Here is a 22,380-nt window from a genome sequence, read left to right as displayed (position 1 = left end):
CGCGCGTCAGCCGCCCGTGGCCGCGCGGTGCAGCTTCCGCAACGCACGCACCGCTTCCACCGCGCGGTCGCGGTCCACGGCCTGCACCGCCATCACCGCGTGGTACTCGTCGTCCGGGAGCTCCAGCCGCGCCCACGACGCGCCGTCCGGGAAACTCACCGACAGCACGTCGCTCCACGCGAAGCGGCGGGTGATCAGCACGTTCCGGACCTCGATGCCCTCGGCGTCGGCCCGGACCCGGGCGATCGCGAACAGCATCACGCCGCACGCCAGCAGGATGCCGATGCCGACCATCGCCGCCTGGTCCGAGCGCTGGAAGCGGACGCCGGTGTCGCCGTTGCGCAGCAGGACCGCCACCACGACGAACACCGCGAGCAGCGCCACCGCCAGCACGCTGCACATGATCATCGCCCGCCGCGGGCGGATCACCAGGAGAGTCTTCACGGTCACACGAAACCCCGCTCGGTCCACGGCTGGCGCAGGCTCCGCAGCACGTGCGCGGAGTCCAGGGCGGCCACCGTCGCCTCGTAGCCCTTGTCCTCCTTGGCGCCCGGGCGGCCCGACCGGTCGAGCGCCTGCTCGTGCGTGTCGCACGTCAGGACGCCGTTGCCGACCGGGGTGCTCTCGTCCAGGGCCACCCGGGTCAGACCCGCCGTCACCGCGTCGCACACGTACTCGAAGTGCGGGGTGCCGCCGCGGATGACCACGCCGAGCGCGACCACCGCGTCGTGGCTGCGGGCCAGCGCCTGCGCCACCACCGGCAGCTCGACCGCGCCGGCGACGTGGACCACGGTCGGCGTCTCCTCCAGCTCGGCCTCGCGGGCCGCGGCCAGGGCCCGCTCCAGCAGGACGTCGGTGATGTCCGCGTTCCACCGGGTGGCCACGATGCCGAGCTTCAGCGCCTTGCAGTCGGAGAGGTCCAGCTTGACGTCAGGACGGCCTTCGCCGCTCACAGTGCTCCTCCGTCGGGGTGCTCGGTGGCCGCGCCGACCTGGTCGTAGTGTTCGAGCTGGGCCAGGTCGTGGCCCATCCGGTCGCGCTTGGTCCGCAGGTAGCGCAGGTTCTCCGGGTTCGGCGAGATCGGCAGCGGGACCCGCCCGGTGACGCGCAGGCCGTAGCCCTCCAGGCCGATCCGCTTGGCCGGGTTGTTCGACAGCAGCCGCATGGTGCGGACGCCGAGGTCGCACAGGATCTGCGCGCCGGTGCCGTAGTCGCGGGCGTCGGCCGGGACGCCGAGCGCGAGGTTCGCGTCGACGGTGTCGGCGCCGTCGTCCTGCAGCTGGTAGGCCTGCAGCTTGTGCAGCAGGCCGATGCCGCGGCCCTCGTGGCCGCGGATGTAGAGCACGACGCCGCGGCCCTCGGCGGCCACCGCTTCCAGCGCCGCCTCCAGCTGCGGGCCACAGTCGCAGCGCAGCGAGCCGAAGACGTCGCCGGTCAGGCACTCGGAGTGGACGCGGACCAGGATGTCCTGGCCGTCGCCGATCTCGCCGTAGACGAAGGCGACGTGCTCGATGCCGTCCAGGAGCGAGTCGTAGCCGACCGCGCGGAAGGTGCCCGCGGCCAGCGGGATCCGGGCCTCGGCGACCCGCTCGACCTGCTTCTCGGTGCGGCGGCGGTAGGCGATCAGGTCGGCGATGGTGATGATCGCCAGGTCGTGGTCGGCGGCGAACACCTCGAGCTCGTCGCGGCGCGCCATGTCGCCTTCGTCCTTCTGCGACACGATCTCGCAGAGCACGCCCGCGGGCGCGAGGCCGGCCATCCGGGCCAGGTCGACCGACGCCTCGGTGTGCCCGGGGCGGCGCAGCACGCCGCCCTCCTTCGCGCGCAGCGGCACGACGTGGCCGGGGCGGCGGAAGTCCTTCGCGGTCGACGCCGGGTCGGCCAGCAGCCGGATCGTGCGCGCGCGGTCGGCCGCGGAGATGCCGGTGCTGATGCCCTCGGCGGCGTCGACCGTGACGCTGTACGCGGTGCCGCGCGCGTCCTGGTTGGTGTGGTACATCGGCGGCAGGTCCAGCCGGTCCGCTTCGGACTCGGTCAGCGCCACGCAGACGTACCCCGAGGTGTAGCGGACCATGAAGGCCAGCAGCTCCGGCGTCGCCTTCTCGGCGGCGAAGATGAGGTCACCCTCGTTCTCGCGGTCTTCGTCGTCGACCACGACGACCGCGCGGCCCGCCGCGATGTCCGAGAGCGCCCGCTCGATGGCGTCGGCGTCGAACACCGCCCCGGCGCCGCACGGGGTCCAGCCCGCCTCGGGCGTGGGCGCACTCGTCTCGCTCATGACCGCTCCTCCGTGCCGCTGTCCCGATTGTGCCCCTGGTCGCGGATGTGCGCCTCGGCCAGCTTTTCCACGTACTTCGCGACCACGTCGACCTCGAGGTTGACCAGGTCGCCGGGCTCGCGGCGGCCGAGGGTCGTCGCTTCCAGGGTGGTCGGGATCAGGGCCACCGAAAACCGGTCGGTGCCGACCGCCGCGACGGTCAGCGACACGCCGTCGACCGCGATGGAGCCCTTCTCGACCACGTACCGCGCCAGGTGTTCCGGCAGCGCGAACGTCGTGACGCCGTTTTCGTCCCGGCCGAGGAACGCGCCGGTCCCGTCGACGTGGCCCTGCATGATGTGCCCGCCGAGGCGGCCGCCCGCCGGCGTCGCGCGCTCGAGGTTGACCCGGTCGCCGGTCGCCACCTTGGCCAGGCTCGAGCGCTGCAGTGTCTCGTCGACGACGTCCACGGTGAACTCACCGCCGGTGACCTCGACGACGGTCAGGCACACCCCGCTGACCGCGATCGAATCGCCGTGCCCGGCGTCGCTGGTGACCAGCGGGCCGCGGACGCGCAGCCGGGCCGCGTTGGTCAGCTGCTCGACGGCGGTGACTTCGCCGATCTCCTCGACTATGCCGGTGAACACGTGCGCTGCCTCCTTGTGAGCCGGTCCTTCCATCCAACACCCGCCGCGGCCCGGTGGCTTCTCCGGTGCCGCCGCGAGCGTCAGCCGGCCCGGCCGCGGGCCGCCTGCTCGCGCAGCGCGGCGACCGCCTTGCCCGGGTCGGCCGCCCCGTAGACGGCGGATCCGGCGACGAAGCAGTCGACGCCCGCTTCGGCGGCCTGCTCGATGGTGTCGGCGTTGATGCCGCCGTCGATCTCGACGACCAGCGTCAGGTGCCCGGTGTCGACCAGCCGCCGCGCGGTGCGGACCTTCTCCAGGACGTCCGGGATGAACGACTGCCCGCCGAAGCCCGGCTCGACCGACATGACCAGCAGCGTGTCGTAGTGCTTGAGCGCGTCGAGCCACGGCTCGAGCGCGGTGCCCGGCTTGATCGACAGGCCGGCCTTGGCGCCCGCAGCCCGCAGGTTCTTGGCCAGCGCGACCGGGTCCTTCGCGGCTTCGGCGTGCACGGTGACGTTGTAGGCGCCGGCCTCGGCGTACCCGATCGCCCAGCGGTCCGGGTCGTCGATCATCAGGTGGCAGTCGATCGGCAGGTCGGTGCTGTCGATCAGGGCCTTGGCGACCGGCAGGCCGAGGGTCAGGTTCGGCACGAAGTGCGCGTCCATGACGTCGACGTGGACCCAGTCGGCGCGGGCCTCCCCGTCGCCGGCGACGGCGGCGATCTCCTCGCCGAGCCGGGCGAAGTCCGCCGCGAGGATGCTGGGTGCGATCAAAGGTCGGTCTGCCACGTCCCGAGTGTAGGAGGCCCGCGCTAACGGTCGCTAACCGGTGACATCCGAGGCTTCGCCTCGGGCCGGGGGCTCCGCCACCCGGACCCCCGAAAGCGTGGTGGTGACCAGGATCTGGCTCCGGAGAGGGAGGTCACGGGAGGCCAGGACCCATAACCTCGGCCGCATGTCCGGATTCCTCCAGTCCCTGGCGCGGATCGGCAGCTACCGCAGCCTTCCGTTCGCCGTCGCGGGTGCCGTCTTGACGGTGCCGGTGTCCCCCTTCGCCTTCGCCGTGGCGGTGTCCGTCGACGCCGACTCGCGGGTCCGGGCGCTCCTCGCCCTGCTCGCCCTGGCGGTGCTGATGGGGCTGCTGGGCCTGCTGGGACCGGTGCGGCGCGCCGGCATCGCCCTGGCGAACCTCCTGCTCGGCACCGCCGTCCCCGCCCCGGCCGGGCGCCCCGACGCCGGCTCCCGGCTGCGCTCGGGCCTGTGGCTCGCCCTGCACACGGCGCTGGGCGGGCTGCTGCTCACCGCGCTCGCGTTCCTCGGCCTGGGCCTGCTCGTGCCCGCCGTGTGGCTGGCCGGCGGCCAGAACTCGATCAGCCTCGTCTGGGAAGACGTCCCGATCGGGGCGTGGACGGTCCCGTTCGGCGTCGTGCTGCTCTTCGGGGCGCTCGTGCTGCTGGCAGCCGCCACCCGTCTCTTCCGCGCCGGTGCGGAAGCACTGCTGGGCCCGTCCGTCACCGAGCGCACGGCACTGGCCGAACGCCGGTCGGCGGTCCTGGCGCAGCGCAACCGCCTGGCCCGCGAGCTGCACGACTCCATCGGGCACACGCTCACGACGTCGACCATCCAGGCGGCGGCCGCGGCCGAGCTGGTCGAGACGGACCCGGCGCAGGTCCGGCGCGCACTCGGCACGATCGAAGACGCGTCTCGAAGCGCCCTCGAGGACCTCGACCACGTCCTGGGGCTGCTGCGCGACGAGCCGGCCGCGAAGGCGCCCACGCGGACGCTGGCCGAGGTGGACGTCCTCGCCGTCCGCGCCCGCGAGGCCGGGCTCGACGTCCGCCTGGCCGTCACCGGGCCGGTCGCCGCGCTGCCGGCGACGGTGTCGCGGGAGGGCTACCGGATCGTCCAGGAAGGGCTGACCAACGCGCTGCGCCACGCCGGCCCGGGCACGGTCGACGTCCGGGTCGAGGCCGGGCCGGACCACCTCGGCATCGCGGTCGTCAACGCGCTGCCCGGCGGCGGCCCGCGGACCGGGCGGCGCGGGCTGGCCGGGCTCGCCGAACGCGTCGAAGCCCTGCGCGGCGAGCTCGACGCCGGCCCGGACGGGCAGCAGTGGCGGCTGACCGCGTCCATCCCGCTGCGGGCGGGCGCGTGACGCCGTCGGTGCTGCTCGCCGACGACGAGCCGCTGGTCCGCACCGGGCTGCGGGCGTTGCTGGAACAGCAGGGCGTGCCGGTGGTCGGCGAGGCGGCCGACGGCGGCGAGGTGCTGGCCGCGGTGCGGCGGACGCGGCCGGACGTCGTGCTGATGGACGTCCGGATGCCCGGCGTGGACGGCATCGAAGCCACCCGGCAGGTGCTCGCGGCGCTCGCCGACCCGCCGAAGATCCTGGTCGTCACGACCTTCGACAACGACGACTACGTGCACGAAGCACTGCTGGCCGGCGCGAGCGGATTCCTGCTGAAGCGGGCGCGCAAGGAGGAGATCGCGCACGCCGTGCGGACGGTCGCGGCGAGCGAGTCGCTGCTGTTCCCGGAAGCGATCCGGCGGCTGGTGAGCGGCCGGACCGCGGACGGGAAGCACGCGCGGGCGGCGAAAACCCTGACCCGGCGCGAAGCCGAGGTGCTCCGGCTCGTCGCCACCGGACTGTCCAATCAGGACATCGCGGCGGCACTGGTGATCAGCCTCGAGACCGTGAAGACGCACGTGGGCAACATCTTCGTCAAGCTCGGGGCGAGCAACCGCAGCCAGGCCGTGGTGATCGCGTACGAAGCCGGGGTGGTCAAGCCGGGACACCTCGCCGGTCAATAACCGACGTGCTCCCGGTCACCGGCGGGAAGTCATGAGTTCGGCCAGCGGCCACCCGCCGGTCACCTTCAGTCCCTCCGCGGCACACATGCGGGAGGACTAATAGCCCGTGTCCGGAATCCGGACCTTGACTCCCGAAGTCCCCGAAGTTCGCGAATGAGGAGAAACATGGCTTCGCTGTTCACCGGCCGCCGCCGGTGGCTGGTCGCGGGCGCGCTCGGCGCCGCACTGGTCGCCGCCGCCCCCGTCGCCCTGGCCACCAACGGCTCCGACAACGCCGACGCGCGCTCGTCGGCCGGCACCGGTGACCGCACCGCCGACGTCCGTGCCGCGATCCAGGGCGGCCACGCCCGCAACGTCATCCTGTTCCTCGGCGACGGCATGGGCCAGTCGGAGATCACCGCCGCCCGCAACTACGAGCGCGGCGCCGCGGGCCGGCTCGCCATGGACGAGCTGCCGCTCACCGGCGACTACACGACGTACGCGGTCGAGCAGAACAACCCGGCCAAGCCGAACTACGTGACCGACTCGGCCGCCTCCGGCACCGGCTGGGCCACCGGCACCAAGACCTACAACGGCGCGATCTCCGTCGACGCCTACGGCAACGACGTCCCGACGATCCTGGAGATCGCCAAGCGCAACGGCCTGCGCACCGGCGACGTCACCACCGCCGAGGTCCAGGACGCGACTCCGGCCGTGCTCGGCGCGCACGTCGTCAACCGCGACTGCAAGGGCCCGGTCGAGACGACCGCCAAGTGCGCGAAGAACGCCAAGGAGAACGGCGGCCTCGGCTCGATCGCCGAGCAGCTGGTGCAGACCCGCCCCGACGTCCTGCTGGGCGGCGGCGCGAAGTACTTCAACCAGCAGGTGACGGCCGGCAAGTTCAAGGGCAAGACCGTGCTGGACCAGGCCAAGGCGGCCGGCTACAACGTCGTCAACACCGCGGCTGACCTGGCCGCGGCGAAGAAGGGCAAGCCGGTCCTCGGCCTGTTCGCCGACGGCAACATGCCGGTGAACTGGAGCGGCCCGGCGGCCGTGCACGGCGGCACCGCGCCGTCGCGCTGCACGCCGAACGCGAAGGTGCCGTCCACCCAGCCGAAGCTGGCCGACCAGACCCGCAAGGCGCTGGAGCTGCTGGACGACCGCCACAGTGACAAGGGCTTCTTCCTGCAGGTCGAGGGCGCGAGCATCGACAAGCAGGACCACGCGGCCGACCCGTGCGGCCAGATCGGCGAGACGATCGACTTCGACGCGGCGATCGCGGCGGGCACGGCGTTCGCCCGCAGCCACCCCGACACGCTGGTGCTGGTGACCGCGGATCACGGCCACAGCAGCCAGATCGTCGAGCCCACCGTCACGCCGGGCCTGACCGCGACCCTGATCACCAACGAGGGCGCGAACATGACGCTGGCCTACGGCACCGCGGAAGCGGGCGGCTCGCAGTCGCACACGGGTACCCAGGTGCGCATCGCGGGCCTCGGCCCGCAGGCGGCCAACATCGTCGGCCTGACCAACCAGACCGACCTGTTCGGCACCCTGAAGCGCGCCCTGAAGCTGCGCTGAGTGGTGGGGCGGGCCCCCGGGTGTCCCGGGTGGCCTGCCCCATGCCCCCTGGTGCCGGCGTTCCCTAGCGTGGGAAGCACCGAGACACCAGGGGGTTTTCTCATGCGGAAGTCATTGCGGGCGGTCACCGCCGGCACGCTCGTCGCGCTGCTCGCAGCTACGACGGCGGCACCGGCGCTGGCGGCGACCGGCCCGCTCCAGAAGAGCCTGGACGCGCTGACCGCCCAGGACGGCGTACCGGGAGCGGCGGCGGTCGTCCAGGACGGCAGGCGGACCGAGGTCACCCGCAGCGGCACGGGCGACGTCGCCACCGGGAAACCGTTCCCGCGCAACGGTTCGTTCCGCGCGGGCAGCGTCACGAAGACGTTCGTGGCGACGGTCGTGCTGCAGCTGGTCGCCGACGGCCGGGTGCGGCTGGACGCGCCGGTCGCGCGGTACCTGCCGGGGCTGCTGCCGGACCAGCGGATCACCGTCCGTCAGCTGCTGCAGCACACGAGCGGCCTGTACAACTACACCGACGACTTCGACCGGACCGACCCGGAAGCGTTGCGCCACCGCGGCGCGGAGCCGGCCGAGCTGGTGGCGATGGCGCTGAAGCACCCGGCGCTGTTCCCGCCCGGCACGAGCTGGTCGTACTCGAACACGAACTACATCGTGGCGGGGATGCTCGTGGAGCGCGTCACCGGACACGCACTGGCGGCCGAGATCGCCCACCGGATCACGGGCCCGCTCGGCCTGCGCGACACGTACCTCCCCCGCCGCGGCGACGAGAAGCTCCCGGCCCCGCACGCGATCGGCTACCTGCCGGCGGGCGGAAAGCTGGTGGACTTCAGCGACTTCGACGCCACGATCGCGGGCGCGGCGGGCGGCCTCGTGTCGACCCCGGCGGACCTCGACCGGTTCTACGGGGCCCTGCTGGCAGGACGGTTGCTGCGCCCGGCCGAGCTGGCGGAGATGCGCCGGACGGTCCCGGCGGACCTCGGCATCCCGGGCGCCGGTTACGGCCTCGGGCTGGGCAGCATCCCGGTGTCGTGCGGAGTGCTGTGGGGCCACGAAGGGGGCATCCCCGGCTTCACGAACTTCGCGGGAGTGGGGCCGGACGGCCGACGGGTGACGGTGGTGCTGAACGAGAACCCGACCCCGGCGGAGACGAGCGGACACCTGATGGCGGCTGTGGACGCGGCGGTGTGTTCGTAGCTCGGCGGCCCGAAACTGTCGGTGGTCACCGGTAGCGTGGAAGACGGGGGGCGCCCCCGCGGGCCGCTGTTCGTGCAGCGCGGCATCACCGGGCTGACGGCAGCAGATCCAGCGCCTCGGTCCACGGCCGCCGCACGTCGAGGCGGTGCAGCGTCACCCCGGCGCCCGCGAGGGTGTCGAGGTGGCGCTGCCACGCCGGGTGGTGCACCCGGGTGTCCTGGATCTGGTACGCCACCACCACCGTGATCCCCGGCGCGCCCAGCACGTCGCCGAGCACCGTCAGCGCCTGGTTGTCCGCGATCCCCAGCGCCAGCTTCGCCACCGAGTTCGCCGACGCCGGCGCGAACAGGAACACGTCCGGGTCCGGGTGCGGCCGCGGCTCACCCGGCAGCCGCGACACGCTGCGGACCGGCAGGTCCGTGCAGGCGGCCACGTCGGCGAGGACGCCGGCCGCGTCGAGCCAGCGGTGGGCCGTCGGCGTCAGCGTGATCGCCGGGCGCCAGCCGCGTTCGGCGGCCGGGCGGGCCAGCTCGGCGGCGAACCGGACGTCCAGCCCGCCGCACGAGCCGGCGACCAGCCCGAGGTTCCTCACGGTTTGCGCAGCACGGCGCAGAACATCGCGTCCGTGCCGTGGCGGTGCGGCCACAGCTGGACGTACGGCCCGTCCCCGAGCTCCGGGACGCCCGGGAAGAACTCGCGCGCGTCCAGCACCTCGGCCTTCAGCCGCCGCGCCGTCTCCGCGAAGACGCCTTCCGTCTCGGCCAGGTGCGGCGAGCAGACCACGTAGGTGAGCGCGCCGCCCGGCCGCAGCAGGTCGTAGGCCGCGGTGATCAGCTCGCCCTGCAGCTTCGTCAGGTCCGCGACGTCGGACGGCTGACGGCGCCAGCGCGCCTCCGGCCGCCGCCGCAGCGCGCCGAGCCCGCTGCACGGCGCGTCGACGAGGATCCGGTCGTAGCCCGGCTCCAGGCCGCTCTCGCGACCGTCGGCCACGTGCACCTTCACCGGCAGGCCGGTCGTGGCCTTCTCGACGAGCTTCGCGCGGTGCGGCGCCTTCTCGACGGCGTCGACGGCCGCCCCGCTCAACGCCGCCAGCGCGCCGAGCAGCGCAGCCTTGCCGCCGGGGCCGGCGCACAGGTCGAGCCAGCGCTCGTCGGAGCCTTCGACCGGCACCTTCGTCGCGGCGATCGCGCAGAGCTGGCTGCCCTCGTCCTGGACCGCGGCCAGCCGCTCGCGGATCGGTTCGGCGTCGGCCGGGTCGCCGGCGCCGGCGGGCAGGCGCACGCCGTAGGGCGAGTAGGGCGCCGGGTCGCCGCCGGTGATCGCGGCGAGCTCGTCGGCGCTGATCTCGCCGGGGCGGGCGACGAGGTGCACCTCGGGCCGGGCGTCGTCGGCTTCCAGTGCGGCCTTGAGCCCGGCGCCCTTGTCACCGAGGGCTTCGGCGAAGGACCGGGCGATCCAGCGCGGGTGCGCGGTGCGCAGCGCGTAGGCCCCGATCGGGTCGGCCGACTCGTCCGGCGCCAGCTCGTCGAGCCACGCCGCTTCGTCCTTTTCGGACACCTTGCGCAGGATGGCGTTCGCGAAACCCGTGGCCCACGAACCGGCTTCCGCGCGCACGAGGTCCACAGTGGACGTCACGGCGGCGTGCTCGGGGATGCGCGTGCGCAGCAGCTGGTAGACGCCGAGGCGCAGCGCGTCGAGCACGGCCGGGTCGGTCTGCTTGAGCGGGCGCTCGGCGCAGGACTCGATGACCGCGTCGAGCAGGCCCTGCGCCCGCGACGCGCCGTACGCCAGTTCGGTGGCCAGCGCCGCGTCCCGGCCGGTGATCCGCCGCTCGCGCAGCAGGTCCGGCAGGACGAGGTTGGCGTAGGCGTCCTTGGTCCGGACGGCCGCGAGGACGTCGAACGCGGCCTGCCGGGCCGGGTCGACCTCCGGCGGGCGGCGCGGCCCTTCCTTGCGCGGTGCCGGACGGCCTCGCTGCGGCCGTGACGGGCGTCGTTCCCTGTGGTCGTTCACCGGAGGCGCTCTCCCTGGTCGATCCTTGTCCCGCGCGCCCAGTCGGTGGCCGCCATCCGTTTCTTGCCGGGTGCCTGGACGTCGCCGAGCCGCAGCGGCTTCGTCGCCGTCCCGACCAGCACCCGTTTGCGTTCGACCACGATCTCGCCCGGCGGCGGGCCGGGTTCGTCGAGCACCGTGACCGGGCCGAGCTTGAACCGCTCGCCGCGGAACTCCGCCCAGGCGCCCGGGTCCGGGCTGACCGACCGGATCTGCCGGTCGACGGCCGAGGCCGGATCGGCGAAGGACACCCGCGCGTCCTCGACGGTCACCTTGGGCGCGTAACTGACACCTTCGGCGGGCTGCTCCCGCGCGACCAGGCTGCCGTCGGCGAGACCGTCCACGGTGGACAGCAGCAGCTTGGCCCCGGACTCCGCGAGCCGCCCGAGCAGGGCGCCGGCGGTGTCGGTGGCCCCGATGGCCTCGGTGACGACGCCGTAGACGGGGCCCGCGTCCAGTTCCTTGACGATCCGGAAGGTCGAGGCGCCGGTGATTTCGTCCCCGGCGCGGATCGCGGCCTGCACGGGCGCGGCGCCGCGCCACGCGGGCAGCAGCGAGAAGTGCAGGTTCACCCAGCCCAGCCGCGGGATGTCGAGGGCGGCTTGCGGCAGCAGCGCCCCGTAGGCGACGACCGGGCAGGCATCCGGCGCGAGCTCGGTGAGCCGCGCGAGAAAGGCGGGATCCCCGGCGCGCGAGGGCGTGAGAACCTCGATGCCGTGTTCGTCGGCGAGGGCACCGACGGGCGACCGGACGACCCGCCGGCCGCGCCCGGCCTGCGCATCGGGCCGCGTGACGACGGCGACGACCTCGTGCCGCCCGGAGTCGAGCAGGGCGCGCAGGGCGGGGACCGCGGGGTCGGGGGTGCCGGCGAAAACGAGCTTCATCGGCCCACCCCCGGCGGAAGCAGGGTTTCAGGTGGCTGGAACATCGCGCCTGAGTCTAGAAGGCCCACCCGAGCAGGGCGCGCCCAGCTCAGGCCTGGTTGTCCACAGGCCGGTCCGGTTGGGGACAACCAGGCACCGGCGGCGCGCTTTCCGGCCTTTCCGTCGGGGGGTGCCGATAGGCTGGACAAGGGCACGCCCCCCAGGGAGGGCGGGGGAGTTTTCGCCGGCCGGTGCCGCCCCGGAGCACAATCCGGCCGGCCCGCCTCACCCGAATCGGGAAAGGCGGGCACCGACCTCGGGCCCTACCAGTGCGCCGGCCACACCACCTGAGCCGCGCCCTGGCCTCGGCGCACCGGTTCGGCCGCGGCCAGCCAGCGGCCGTCGCGCAAGTGCTCCACGCCCGTTGCCGCGCCGATCTCCGCCGGGGCCGTCGAGAAGCCCTGGCCCCTCGCCCGCAGGTCCGCCGTCTCCGGCTGGTCCAGGAATGCCTGCTCCACCTGGGCCTGCGCCGCGTTGCGCTGGGATGCGCGCGGTGCCGCGATCGCGTCCTCCAGCGACAAGCCGCGGTCCAGGCGGCCGAGGATCACCTGCAGCACCGTCGTGATGATCGATGCTCCGCCCGGCGAGCCCGTCGCGAAGAACGGGCGTCCGTGGTCGAGGATGATCGTCGGGGCCATCGACGAGCGGGGGCGCTTGCCCGGGCCCGGGAGGTTCGGGTCCGGGACGCCCGGTGTCACCGGCGTGAACGAGAAGTCGGTCAGCTCGTTGTTGAGCAGGAACCCGCGGCCCGGCACCACGATGCCGCTGCCGCCCTCCTGCTCGATCGTCAACGTGTACGCGACGACGTTGCCCCACTTGTCCGCCACCGTCAGGTGCGTCGTGTTCTCGCCCTCGTACGGCGTCGGCGCGGCCGTCGCGCCCGCCCCGCACGGGACCGGGTGCCGGGGGTCGGCCGGGGCGACCGGGCTGGTCGCCGCCTTGTCCTCGGAGATCAGGCACGCCCGCGTGTCGGCGAAGCGCTGGCTGAGCAGCTCGCGCGCCGGGACGTCGACGAACGCCGGGTCGCCGATCCAGCGGTTGCGGTCGGCGAAGGCGAACCGGGTCGACTCCAGGAAGTACTGCAGGTAGTCGGCCTTGCTCGCGTGCTTCAGGTCGAAGTTCTCGAGGATGTTGAGCGCCTCGCCGACCGTCAGCCCGCCCGACGACGGCGCGGGCATGCCGTAGACGTCGAGCCCCTCGTAGCGCGCGTGGGTCGGGTCGCGCTCGATGGCGCGGTAGGCCGCGATGTCGGCCGCGGTGAGCTTGCCGGGGCGGACGTTCAGCGTCGAGGCCGGGTCGACCGGCGGTTTCTGCACGGTCTTGGCGATGTCCGTGCCGATCGGGCCGCGGTACAGCGCGTCGACGCCGTTGCGTTCCAGCTGCGCGTACGTGGCGGCCAGGTCGGGGTTCTTGAAGACCGTCCCGGGGGCCGGGGGCGCGCCGCCCGGCAGGTACAGCGAGCGCGTCGACGGGAACGCGGCGAACCGCGTGGCGTTGTTCGCGATCTGCGTCTGGAACGTCTGGTCGACGACGAAACCGTTGCGTGCGAGGTTCTCGGCCGGCTTGAGCGACTTCGCCAGCGACCGCGTCCCCCACTTGCGCAGGGCCTCGGCCCAGGTGGCGGGCGTGCCGGGGACGCCGACGCTCAGCCCGCTGGTGACCGCGTCGGCGAACGGCAGCGGCTTGCCGTTCTCGACGAAGAGGTTCTCGTCGGCGGTCTTCGGCGCGGTCTCGCGGCCGTCCAGGGTGTGCACGCGGTGGGTCTTGGCGTCGTAGTAGACGAAGAACCCGCCGCCGCCGACCCCGGCGGAGAAGGGGTCGGTGACCCCGAGCGCGGCCGCGACCGCGACCGCGGCGTCGACGGCGTTCCCGCCGTCGCGCAGCACCTGGGTGCCGATCGCGGTGGCGTCGGCGTCGATGCTGGCGACGGCACCCCCGAACCCGGCGGCGACCGGTGACTTGGGCGTGGGTGTGGCCGCGGAGGCGGGTCCGCTCGCGACGGTGGTCGCGAGCGCGCCGGCAGCGGCGATGACGAGGATTCGGCGGCATCTGTGCGCGGACATGCGGGCGAGTCTGCTCCTCGCGTCCGGTTGCTTCAAGACGGCAAAGGACGCGATTCGCCCGCATTGTCAACTTTTCACACGCTTTAGGGGTTCGAGAAATTAAATCACATGGAGCAGTGACGTTCCGGGGCGCCCTGTAACAGAATCGTGCGGCGCGGCCTGCACACCGCGCACAGCGAGGGCAACCGGAAGGAACAACCGAAGATGACTGCACCAAGACGGACGTGGCGCCGCCTGCTCGGCGCCGCGCTGACGGTCTCGGCCTCCCTGCTGGTCGTGACCGCCGGCACCGCCGGCGCCGCACCGGAGCCGGACAACCACGAGATGGGCGCCTCGATCCGCGCCCACGACGGGGTGGCCCCGGCCGGGCTCGCGCCGGCGTCGGTGGACGCGAGCGTCCCCGGCATCGACGTCAGCTCCTACCAGGGCAACGTCAACTGGGCGTCGTACTGGAGCGCGGGCAAGAAGTTCGCCTACGTCAAGGCGACCGAGGGCACCGGCTACCAGAACGCGTACTTCAGCCAGCAGTACACCGGCTCGTACAACGTCGGCATGATCCGCGGCGCGTACCACTACGGCCGCCCGGACACCTCGGGCGGCGCGGCCCAGGCGGACTACTTCGTCGCCCACGGCGGCGGCTGGTCGAAGGACGGCAAGACACTGCCGGGCACGCTCGACATCGAGTGGGGCCCGAACAACGCCTGCTACGGCAAGACGCCGGCGCAGATGGTGGCGTGGATCAAGGCGTTCAGCGACGAGTACCACGCGAAGACGACCCGCTGGCCGGTGATCTACACGGCGACGAGCTGGTGGAGCCAGTGCACCGCCAACACGGGCGACTTCAGCTCGACGAACCCGCTGTGGGTGGCGCGCTACGCGTCGTCGGCGGGCACGCTGCCGTACAACTGGGGCTTCTACACGTTCTGGCAGTACAGCTCCTCGCCGATCGACCAGGACACGTTCAGCGCGGACATCACGCGGTTGAAGGTGCTGGCGACCGGCTGATTTCGACGGGCCGGGAGCACGCGCAGCGCGTGCTCCCGGGGTCCAGATCCGCTGCCCGCGGCGCCTTGACCAGAGCTCGGATCCGGCGCCACGAAACGGACCTGCTCGGCCGGCGGATCCCCGACTTATGCGGGTTCCGCGGGTGACGCGACCGGCGAAGACTCGGCCGCGTCGCCCACGACGTGGAGGGAAACCCGTGCGCCTGACCGCCTTGCTGCCCCTGCTCGCCGCCGTTCCGCTGGTCGCGTTGCCCGCGACGGCCACGGCCGCGCCCGGCTGCTTCGACCCCGCCGTCGCGCTGACCGTCGAGGAACAGCGCCTGACCGCCGCGTTGCCGGCCGGCGGTCCCCCGGTCGGCCCGGAGCTCGTCCGGCTGGCCGGGTTCGACCCGCTCGTCGCCGAGGTGAAGCACGACCTGTGCGCGGCGCGCACTCCGCGTCGCGCCGAACGCGTCGTCACGCAGGCCGGTGAGCGGCTGTGGCGGACCGCCGTCGACCGCGCCCAGGGCCGCCGTCCGGACCTGGGCACGCTCGACCGGTTCGACGACCGGCCGCTGTACTGGGCGCGGCTGCAGCTGAGCAGCGCGATCCGGCAGTGGCGGCCGTCGTTCGCGCTGCCGGACCGGGCCGTCCTGCTCACGGCGTTCGACCACGGTTCGCGCGGCCTCGACGACGTCCGGTTCCCGCTCGGGAAGACGCGGCGGGTCATGGTGAGCGGCTTCGACCCGTTCCAGCTCGACGGCAGCGGCGTCCGGATCTCGAACCCGGCCGGGGCGTCCGCCCTGCAGCTGGACGGGCGGGTCCTGGACACGCAGGCGGGCCCGGCGGTGGTGCAGGCGGTGAACTTCCCGGTGGTGTGGGGCTACTTCGACGCCGGCATCGTCGAAGCGGCGTACGGCCCGGCGTTGCGTGACCGCGCCCGGCGGCCGGACGTGATCATGACGATCAGCCAGGGCCGTCCGGGCCGGTTCGACGTCGAGCGCTGGGCCGGCGCCTGGCGCGGCGGCTTCCCGGACAACAACAACGCGTCGGTGACGGGCGGCGTCCCGCCGGCGGCGGGCTGGCCGCAGCCGGACGTCCAGTTCATCGAGACCACGCTGCCGTACCCGCGGATGCTCGAGGTGACCGGCGCCTACCCGGTCAACTTCAACCAGGCGTTCTGCGTGTGGCCGGATGCTTCGCAGCCGGGCACGGGGACGCCGGTGTGCCGGTCGGACGCCCCGGCACCGGGCGAAATCGCGGCGTCGGGCGGCGGCGGGGACTACCTGTCCAACGAGTCGATGTTCCGCAGCAACCGGCTGCGCCTCGGCTTGGGCCTGACCTCCCTGCCGGGCGGCCACCTGCACACGCCGGTGCTGGGCCAGCCGACGGCGCCGGAAGCGTTGACGGACACCGACTTCGAGGCACGCCGGCAGGCGATCGCGGCCGAGGTGGTCTCGCTGGTGACGGCGGCCGCCGCGGGCGGCCCGACACCGGCCACTCCGCCGCGCGCCACGGAATCCCCGCGCGCCGCAATCGAATCGCTGCCAGGCACGGTCTTGCCCGGCTGACGCCGTGTGCCCCCGCCGATCACGCGAGATGCCCTTCTGATCGCGAGTGATGCCCCTCCAGTCACGCGAGATTCCCATCCGAGCACGCGAGATACGCGCTCGATCACGTGAAATCCGGGCTCGGACACGCGAGTGCGGAGCTCTGTCCGCGAACTGCTTGTGCGGTAAGGGGCATCTCGCGTGATTGGAGGGGCATCAAGCGGGATTGAGGGGGCGATAGGGGTTGTTAGATGAGGTCCAGGGGGTCCACCTGGATGCGGATGGGTTCCGTGGCCTTCTTGGCGTCCCGGCGGGCCGCTGCCGCGTGGATCGAAGCCGCCAGGGCCTTGCCCTCGGCCCGGGAGACGCGGACCAAAGCCCGCTCGCGGTCCGCGTTGCCCTCTTCGTCGACCTCGCCCAGGGGAACCGGGCCCAGGACTTCGCCGGACGGAGGCAGGGGCAGGTCCGCCAGGAAGCCGGCCACCGCGTCCGGGCTGCCCTCGACGCTGGCCATCCGCATCGCCGGCGGGAAGCCCAGCTCACGGCGCTCCCCCAGCTCCTGGCCCGCGTGCCAGGCCGGGTCCCAGCGGACCAGGGCCTGGACCACCGCCAGCCCCGCCTCGGCGCCCACGATCACTCGGCCACCCGAAGCGGCCGGGCGCACCAACGCCGCCGCCGCCATCCAGCGGCGCAGCGTCTCCTCGCCCGCCCGGAGGTCCTGGCGGCCCAGCAGGGCCCAGCCGTCCAGCAGGAGCGCTGCGCCGTAGCCGCCTTCGGCCACCGGTTCCGCTCCCGGGGTGCACACCACCAGCGCCGGTTTGCCCGGCACCGACGCCAGCACCTCCGCCGCCCCGGACGTGCGGACCGGGATGCCCGGGAACGCGCGGCCGAGCTCCTCCGCCGTCCGCTTCGCGCCGACGATCACCGCCCGCAGCCGGACCGAACCGCACGCCGTGCAGCGGAACGCCGTTTCCGGGACGCCGCACCAGCGGCACGCCGGGGGTTTCGGCTGCCCGTCGAGCGAACCGCCAGGCAGGGCCAGCGGGCCCGCGCAACGGCGGCAGTGCGCGGGTGTGCGGCAGTTGCCGCAGGCCAGGCCGGGGACGTACCCGCGCCGCGGCACCTGGACCAGCGCCGGGAGGTCCGCCGCGAACGCCTGCCGGGCCGCCTCGAACGCCACCGCCGGCAGGCGTGCCACGCGGGCGGCCTCGTCGCGGACGACGTCGAAGTCCTCGCCCACCGGGGTGACGCGCGGGGCCGCGGACCGCAGCGTCGCGCGGTCGGCCAGGACCGCCGCCGCCCAGCCGGATTCGACGAGCAGCTGGGCTTCGGCCGTCCGGGCGAACCCGCCGACCAGCAGGGACGCCTTCGCCGCGTGCGCGCGGTCCATCAGGACGTCCCGGACGTGCGGGTACGGCGCGTGCTGGTCGAGGTGCAGGTCGTCGCCGTCGTCCCAGACGACGAACAGCCCGGGGTCGTGGACCGGCGCGAACATCGCCGCGCGCGTCCCGACGACCACGCGCACCGCACCGCGCAGCACGGCCAGCCAGCGCCGGTACCGCTCCGCGGGCCCGAGCCCGGCGATGAGCGCCACCACGGCGTCCTCGCCCAGCAGCGCCGCGCACGCCTCGTGCACGCGGGTCAGGTCGCGGTGGTCCGGCACCACCAGCACCGCGCCCCGCCCGGACGCCGCGACGGTCCCCGCGGCTTCGGCGAGCCGGCGCGGCCAGTCCTCGCCCGGCAGGGCCTGCCAGACGGCGTTCGCGGGCTTGCCCTCGGCCAGGGCCTCCAGGAACGCCGGGCCACGCTGGTAGCGCGCCCAGGCCGTCGTGTCGGGTGCCTCCGGGACCGCTGCCGGCGCCACCGCCGGCTCCCCCTCGGCCTTGGCGTGCCGCGGCGGGATCGCCAGGCGCAGGACGTCGGACAGCGTGCCGCCGTAACGGTCCGCCACCGCCCGGCAGAGCGCGTGCAGTGACGGCGGCAGCACCGGCTCGGCCGACGTGACGCGGTCCAGGAACGCCAGCTTGCTGCCGTAGTCGCTGGTTTCGCCGCGCTCGATCAGGTAGCCGTCGACCAGCTGCCCGGCGAACCGGACGCGGACGCGGCAGCCCGGCACGGCGGTCTCGTGCAGCTTCTCCGGCACCAGGTAGTCGAAGGTGCGGTCCAGGTGGGCCAGCGGGATGTCGACGACGATCCGCGCGACCGGCCGCTCGGGCGCGGGCGACTGCGCGCCCTTCGCCTTCTGGCCGGGCTTGGCCGGTTTCCGGGCGCGCGAGGGCGCCGCCTTCGGCGAAGGCGGCGGCTCCGGGAGGTCCCAGAGGGCTGCGGGCTCGGAACTGCTCACGCCGTGATCTCTACCAGACCCCACCGACAACGTGACCGGAGAGGCATCTCGCGTGATTGGAGAGCCATCACGCGTGATTGGAGGGGCGACACGCGTGATTGGAGGGGCGACACGGGTGATTCCAGGGAACACGAGGAAGGCCACCCCGGGAGCAACCCGGGGTGGCCTTCACCGGATCGTGTGTCAGGCGCCCGCCGCGGCCTTGAGGGCCTCGGCGCGGGCCGTGCTCTCCCAGGGGAGGTCGAGCTCGGGGCGGCCGAAGTGGCCGTACGCCGCTGTCGGGGCGTAGATCGGGCGCAGCAGGTCGAGGTCGCGGATGATCGCGGCCGGGCGCAGGTCGAAGACCTCGGTGATGGCCTGCTGGATCTTCGACGGGTCGACCGTCTCGGTGCCGAACGTCTCGACGAACAGGCCGACCGGGGCCGCCTTGCCGATCGCGTAGGCGACCTGGACCTCGGTGCGGGAGGCCAGGCCCGCGGCGACGACGTTCTTGGCCACCCAGCGCATCGCGTACGCGGCGGAGCGGTCGACCTTGGACGGGTCCTTGCCGGAGAACGCGCCACCGCCGTGGCGGGCCATGCCGCCGTAGGTGTCGACGATGATCTTGCGCCCGGTCAGGCCGGCGTCGCCCATCGGGCCGCCGATGACGAACCGGCCGGTCGGGTTGACCAGCAGGCGCGCGTTCGACGTGTCGATGCCCAGGCTCTCGATCTCCGGGCCGACGACGTGCTCCTTGACGTCGACGCTGAGCATCCGCTCGAGGTCGATGCCGTCGGCGTGCTGCGAGGAGACGACGACCGTGTCGAGGCGGACCGGCTGGTCGCCGGCGTACTCGATGGTCACCTGGGTCTTGCCGTCCGGGCGCAGGTACGGCAGCACGCCGTCCTTGCGGACCGCGGTCAGCCGCTTCGAGAGGCGGTGGGCCAGCGCGATCGGCAGCGGCATCAGCTCGGGGGTGTCCGAGCAGGCGTAGCCGAACATCAGGCCCTGGTCGCCGGCACCCTGGCGGTTGATCTCGTCCTCGTCCGACTCGACCCGCGACTCGTACGCGGTGTCGACGCCCTGGGCGATGTCGGGCGACTGCGAACCGATCGCGACGTTGACGCCGCAGGAGTTGCCGTCGAAGCCCTTGGCGGAGGAGTCGTAGCCGATCTTGAGGATGACGTCGCGGACGATCGTCGGGATGTCGGCGTAGGCCTCGGTGGTCACCTCGCCGGCCACGTGCACCTGGCCGGTGGTGATCAGGGTCTCGACCGCGACGCGGCTACGCGGGTCCTTCGACAGCAGGCCGTCGAGGATCGAATCGCTGATGGCGTCGCAAATCTTGTCGGGGTGCCCTTCGGTCACCGACTCCGAGGTGAACAATCTGCTGCTAGACGCGGTCACGGTGGCCGTCACTTCCTCACCTAGACGTCGGATGCCCGGGTACTTAGGCACCCCTTACCTGTGCAAGCGTACTGACTATCGCTCGCGGGACGGTCAACGCTTCATGAAGCTCACAACAGCGTCCCACAGAGTGGACGCCAGTTCAGCTTTCTGCGCCAGAGGTAGGGGTTTTTCCGTGGCATCCGCGCCCAGCAGCCAGCCCGAATTGTCCTCGGTGCCGAACGCCTTGCCGTCGCCGACGGCGTTGACGACCAGCAGATCCGCGCCTTTGCGCTTCAGTTTCGCGCGGGCGTGGTCGAGGACGCTGCCGTGTTCGTCGCCGGTTTCCGCCGCGAATCCCACGACGACCTGTCCCGGACGCCGGTTTTGCACCAGTTCCGCGAGAATGTCGGCATTGCGGTCGAGGGTGATCACCGGGTCCGGCTGGTCGTCGGACTTCTTGATCTTGTGATCGGCCCGGTTGGCCGGCCGGAAGTCGGCGACGGCCGCGGCCATCACGACGACGTCCGCGGACCGGGCCGCGGCGTGCACCGCCTGCCGCAGCTCCTCGGCCGTGGAGACGTGCTCGACCACCGCGCCCGCCGGGTCCGGCAGCGCGACCGTGTGCGCGGCGACCAGGGTGACGTCGGCGCCGCGCTGGGCGGCGACGCGGGCGAGCGCGTAGCCCTGCTTGCCGGACGAGCGGTTGCCCAGGTAGCGGACCGGGTCGAGGGGCTCGCGGGTGCCGCCCGCCGAGATCACCACGCGCACGCCTTCGAGGTCGCGCGGGAGGGCGTCGGGGCGGGCCAGCAGCAGCTTCGCCAGGTCGACGATCTCGGCCGGGTTCGCCAGCCGGCCCTTGCCGGTGTCGGCGCCGGTCAACCGGCCCGCGTCGGGCTCGGTGACGATCATCCCGCGCGAGCGCAGCAGGGCCACGTTGTCGCGGGTCGCCGGGTGCTCCCACATCTCCGTGTGCATCGCCGGGAAGAAGGCGACCGGGCACCGGGCGGTGAGCAGGGTGTTCGTCAGCAGGTCGTCGGCCAGGCCGTGGGCGGCCTTGGCGAGGAGGTTCGCCGTGGCCGGGACGACCAGGACGAGGTCGGCCTCCTTGCCGACGCGGACGTGCTGGACCTCGGGCACCTCGGTGAACACGCCGGTGTGCACCGGGTGGCCGGAGAGGGCTTCGAAGGTCGCCGCGCCGACGAAGTTCAGCGCGGCTTCGGTGGGGACCACGCGGACGTCGTGACCGGATTCGGTCAGCCCGCGCAGCACCTCACAGGCCTTGTAGGCGGCGATGCCGCCGCCCACGCCCAGGACGACGCGGGGTTTACTCACCCTCGGTGTGCTCGAGCAGGCCGCCGTGGATCTCGCGCAGCGCGATCGAGAGCGGCTTCTCGCGCGGGCCCGGCTCGACCAGCGGGCCGACGTACTCGAGCAGACCCTCGCCCAGCTGGGCGTAGTAGTCGTTGATCTGACGGGCGCGCTTGGCCGAGTAGATCACCAGCGCGTACTTCGAGCTGACCTTTTCGAGCAGGTCGTCGATCGGGGGGTTGGTGATGCCCTCGAGCTCTTCGGTCAAGGCCACTTGGCTGGTCACTCGTGGTGCTCCACATCTTCGGAAGACTGATCGGTCATCAAGTTTAGCAAGTGCTCAGCTGCTTCCCGCACGTCGGCGTTGACGAGGCGGTGGTCGAACTCCCCCGCCGCCGCCAGTTCACGCTCCGCTTCGGCCAGCCGGGCCTGCACCGCGGCCTCGTTCTCGGTGCCGCGGCCGGTCAGCCGGCCGACCAGTTCCTCCCACGACGGCGGCATCAGCATCACCAGCCGGGCCTCCGGCATGGCCGCGCGGACCTGGCGGGCGCCCTGCAGCTCGATCTCCAGGACGGCCGGGCGGCCCTCGGCGAGGGCCTTCTCGACCGGCTCGCGCGGGGTGCCGTAGCGGTTGCCGGCGAACTCGGCCCACTCCAGCAGCCTGCCGTCGGCGACCATCGCGTCGAACTCCACGCGGTCGACGAAGTGGTAGTGCGCCCCGTCGACTTCCCCGGGGCGGGGCTTGCGCGTGGTGACCGAAACGCTGAACCAGACGTCGGGCTCCAGCTTCCGCAGCTCGCCCACCACGCTCGACTTCCCGACCCCCGAAGGCCCCGATACGACGGTGAGCCGGTGCCGGGGGAAGTCCCCCGTCACCGGCTCACTGCCGCGGTCGGCGCCCCGGTTCACCGGGTAGTCACGACCGGCGCCGTTCACTCGCCGCTGAACTCGGCCAGCAGCGCCTTGCGCTGCCGGTCGCCGAGGCCGCGAAGGCGACGGCTGGGGGCGATCTCCAGTCGTTCCATGGTCTGCTGCGCGCGGACCTTGCCGACGCCCGGGAGGGCCTCGAGCAGAGCCGAAACCTTCATCTTGCCGAGGACTTCGTTCTCCTCGGCCTGCTTCAGCACGTCGACCAGAGTGGTACCGCCCCGCTTCAGCCGCTCCTTCAGCTCAGCACGGATCTTGCGAGCGGCGGCGGCCTTCTCCAGCGCCGCAGCGCGCTGTTCCTCTGTCAGCTGGGGAAGTGCCACGTTTTCCTCCGGTAGTTCTCAAAACTGGGTGGGTGACGCGACGGTACCCACCCGTGAGCACCGGCCACAATGCGGGGGTGCCTGGTGGG

The 22,380-nt window shown here is 73.1% G+C and carries 21 protein-coding genes; 6 read left to right on the top strand and 15 right to left on the bottom strand.

The window, feature by feature from the left end:
* Positions 1–6: 6 nt before the first annotated feature.
* From AB0M93_RS18060 to rpe, 5 genes are all read right to left on the bottom strand, one after another.
* Positions 7–450, bottom strand: a complete 444-nt coding sequence (locus AB0M93_RS18060) for a PH domain-containing protein (RefSeq protein ID WP_285990022.1) — start codon at positions 448–450, stop codon at positions 7–9.
* Positions 447–953: a 6,7-dimethyl-8-ribityllumazine synthase gene (gene ribH / locus AB0M93_RS18055; protein WP_364274788.1), complete on the bottom strand. Its 507-nt coding sequence runs from the start codon at positions 951–953 to the stop codon at positions 447–449. The genes AB0M93_RS18060 and ribH overlap by 4 nt, the downstream gene beginning before the upstream one ends.
* Complete coding sequence (locus AB0M93_RS18050) at positions 950–2,278, bottom strand: bifunctional 3,4-dihydroxy-2-butanone-4-phosphate synthase/GTP cyclohydrolase II (RefSeq protein ID WP_364274785.1); 1,329 nt, start codon at positions 2,276–2,278, stop codon at positions 950–952. Before AB0M93_RS18050 ends, ribH begins: the two co-directional genes overlap by 4 nt.
* The gene (locus AB0M93_RS18045) at positions 2,275–2,904 is read right to left on the bottom strand and encodes a riboflavin synthase (protein WP_364274782.1); all 630 of its coding nucleotides are present in this window, start codon (positions 2,902–2,904) and stop codon (positions 2,275–2,277) included. The genes AB0M93_RS18050 and AB0M93_RS18045 overlap by 4 nt, the downstream gene beginning before the upstream one ends.
* A gap of 80 nt (positions 2,905–2,984) precedes the next feature.
* Positions 2,985–3,656 (bottom strand): ribulose-phosphate 3-epimerase, encoded by a 672-nt coding sequence (gene rpe / locus AB0M93_RS18040; RefSeq protein WP_364275162.1) that lies wholly within the window; start codon positions 3,654–3,656, stop codon positions 2,985–2,987.
* Between the two features lie 181 nt (positions 3,657–3,837).
* On the opposite strand from rpe, the gene AB0M93_RS18035 reads away from it, so the two are divergent.
* The 4 genes from AB0M93_RS18035 to AB0M93_RS18020 all read left to right on the top strand — a co-directional run bounded on the left by AB0M93_RS18035 (position 3,838) and on the right by AB0M93_RS18020 (position 8,450).
* Positions 3,838–5,037, top strand: a complete 1,200-nt coding sequence (locus AB0M93_RS18035) for a histidine kinase (protein WP_364274779.1) — start codon at positions 3,838–3,840, stop codon at positions 5,035–5,037.
* Positions 5,034–5,693, top strand: a complete 660-nt coding sequence (locus tag AB0M93_RS18030) for a response regulator transcription factor (protein WP_364274776.1) — start codon at positions 5,034–5,036, stop codon at positions 5,691–5,693. Before AB0M93_RS18035 ends, AB0M93_RS18030 begins: the two co-directional genes overlap by 4 nt.
* A 165-nt stretch (positions 5,694–5,858) precedes the next feature.
* Positions 5,859–7,253 carry an alkaline phosphatase gene (phoA, locus tag AB0M93_RS18025; RefSeq protein WP_364274773.1) on the top strand — a complete coding sequence of 465 codons (1,395 nt, stop codon included), beginning with the start codon at positions 5,859–5,861 and terminating at the stop codon, positions 7,251–7,253.
* Between the two features lie 102 nt (positions 7,254–7,355).
* Complete coding sequence (locus AB0M93_RS18020; RefSeq protein ID WP_364274770.1) at positions 7,356–8,450, top strand: serine hydrolase domain-containing protein; 1,095 nt, start codon at positions 7,356–7,358, stop codon at positions 8,448–8,450.
* A gap of 85 nt (positions 8,451–8,535) precedes the next feature.
* Here the strand turns inward: AB0M93_RS18020 and AB0M93_RS18015 are convergent, their stop codons facing one another.
* The 4 genes from AB0M93_RS18015 to ggt form a co-directional block, all read right to left on the bottom strand.
* The gene (locus AB0M93_RS18015) at positions 8,536–9,042 is read right to left on the bottom strand and encodes a flavoprotein (protein WP_364274767.1); all 507 of its coding nucleotides are present in this window, start codon (positions 9,040–9,042) and stop codon (positions 8,536–8,538) included.
* Positions 9,039–10,463 (bottom strand): transcription antitermination factor NusB, encoded by a 1,425-nt coding sequence (locus AB0M93_RS18010; protein WP_364274764.1) that lies wholly within the window; start codon positions 10,461–10,463, stop codon positions 9,039–9,041. The genes AB0M93_RS18015 and AB0M93_RS18010 overlap by 4 nt, the downstream gene beginning before the upstream one ends.
* Positions 10,460–11,386: a methionyl-tRNA formyltransferase gene (fmt, locus tag AB0M93_RS18005; protein WP_364274761.1), complete on the bottom strand. Its 927-nt coding sequence runs from the start codon at positions 11,384–11,386 to the stop codon at positions 10,460–10,462. The genes AB0M93_RS18010 and fmt overlap by 4 nt, the downstream gene beginning before the upstream one ends.
* Before the next feature lie 302 nt (positions 11,387–11,688).
* Entirely contained in the window at positions 11,689–13,488 is a 1,800-nt protein-coding gene (ggt, locus tag AB0M93_RS18000) for a gamma-glutamyltransferase (protein ID WP_364274758.1), read from the bottom strand.
* A gap of 204 nt (positions 13,489–13,692) precedes the next feature.
* Between ggt and AB0M93_RS17995 the strand changes: the two genes are divergently transcribed.
* A complete protein-coding gene (locus AB0M93_RS17995; protein ID WP_364274755.1) occupies positions 13,693–14,493 on the top strand; it encodes a lysozyme in 801 nt (266 codons plus the stop codon).
* A 196-nt stretch (positions 14,494–14,689) separates the two neighbouring features.
* Positions 14,690–16,042 (top strand): hypothetical protein, encoded by a 1,353-nt coding sequence (locus AB0M93_RS17990; RefSeq protein ID WP_364274752.1) that lies wholly within the window; start codon positions 14,690–14,692, stop codon positions 16,040–16,042.
* Between the two features lie 226 nt (positions 16,043–16,268).
* On the opposite strand, the gene AB0M93_RS17985 is transcribed toward AB0M93_RS17990, so the two are convergent.
* The 6 genes from AB0M93_RS17985 to mihF all read right to left on the bottom strand — a co-directional run bounded on the left by AB0M93_RS17985 (position 16,269) and on the right by mihF (position 22,291).
* On the bottom strand, positions 16,269–18,365 hold the full coding sequence (locus AB0M93_RS17985) for a primosomal protein N' (RefSeq protein WP_364274749.1): 2,097 nt from the start codon (positions 18,363–18,365) through the stop codon (positions 16,269–16,271).
* A 183-nt stretch (positions 18,366–18,548) separates the two neighbouring features.
* The gene (gene metK, locus AB0M93_RS17980) at positions 18,549–19,751 is read right to left on the bottom strand and encodes a methionine adenosyltransferase (RefSeq protein WP_364274747.1); all 1,203 of its coding nucleotides are present in this window, start codon (positions 19,749–19,751) and stop codon (positions 18,549–18,551) included.
* A gap of 93 nt (positions 19,752–19,844) precedes the next feature.
* Positions 19,845–21,065, bottom strand: coding sequence for a bifunctional phosphopantothenoylcysteine decarboxylase/phosphopantothenate--cysteine ligase CoaBC (coaBC, locus tag AB0M93_RS17975; protein ID WP_364274745.1), 1,221 nt, complete (start codon positions 21,063–21,065; stop codon positions 19,845–19,847).
* Positions 21,058–21,327 (bottom strand): DNA-directed RNA polymerase subunit omega, encoded by a 270-nt coding sequence (gene rpoZ, locus AB0M93_RS17970; RefSeq protein WP_072480291.1) that lies wholly within the window; start codon positions 21,325–21,327, stop codon positions 21,058–21,060. Before rpoZ ends, coaBC begins: the two co-directional genes overlap by 8 nt.
* Positions 21,324–21,977 (bottom strand): guanylate kinase, encoded by a 654-nt coding sequence (gene gmk, locus AB0M93_RS17965; protein WP_364274743.1) that lies wholly within the window; start codon positions 21,975–21,977, stop codon positions 21,324–21,326. The genes rpoZ and gmk overlap by 4 nt, the downstream gene beginning before the upstream one ends.
* On the bottom strand, positions 21,974–22,291 hold the full coding sequence (gene mihF, locus AB0M93_RS17960; RefSeq protein WP_013224622.1) for an integration host factor, actinobacterial type: 318 nt from the start codon (positions 22,289–22,291) through the stop codon (positions 21,974–21,976). The genes gmk and mihF overlap by 4 nt, the downstream gene beginning before the upstream one ends.
* Positions 22,292–22,380 lie beyond the last annotated feature (89 nt).

The sequence above is a fragment of the Amycolatopsis sp. NPDC051102 genome (assembly GCF_040682815.1).
GTDB lineage: Bacteria > Actinomycetota > Actinomycetes > Mycobacteriales > Pseudonocardiaceae > Amycolatopsis.
Note: the sequence above shows the minus strand (reverse complement) of the source record. Positions and strands in the feature narration are given on the sequence as shown.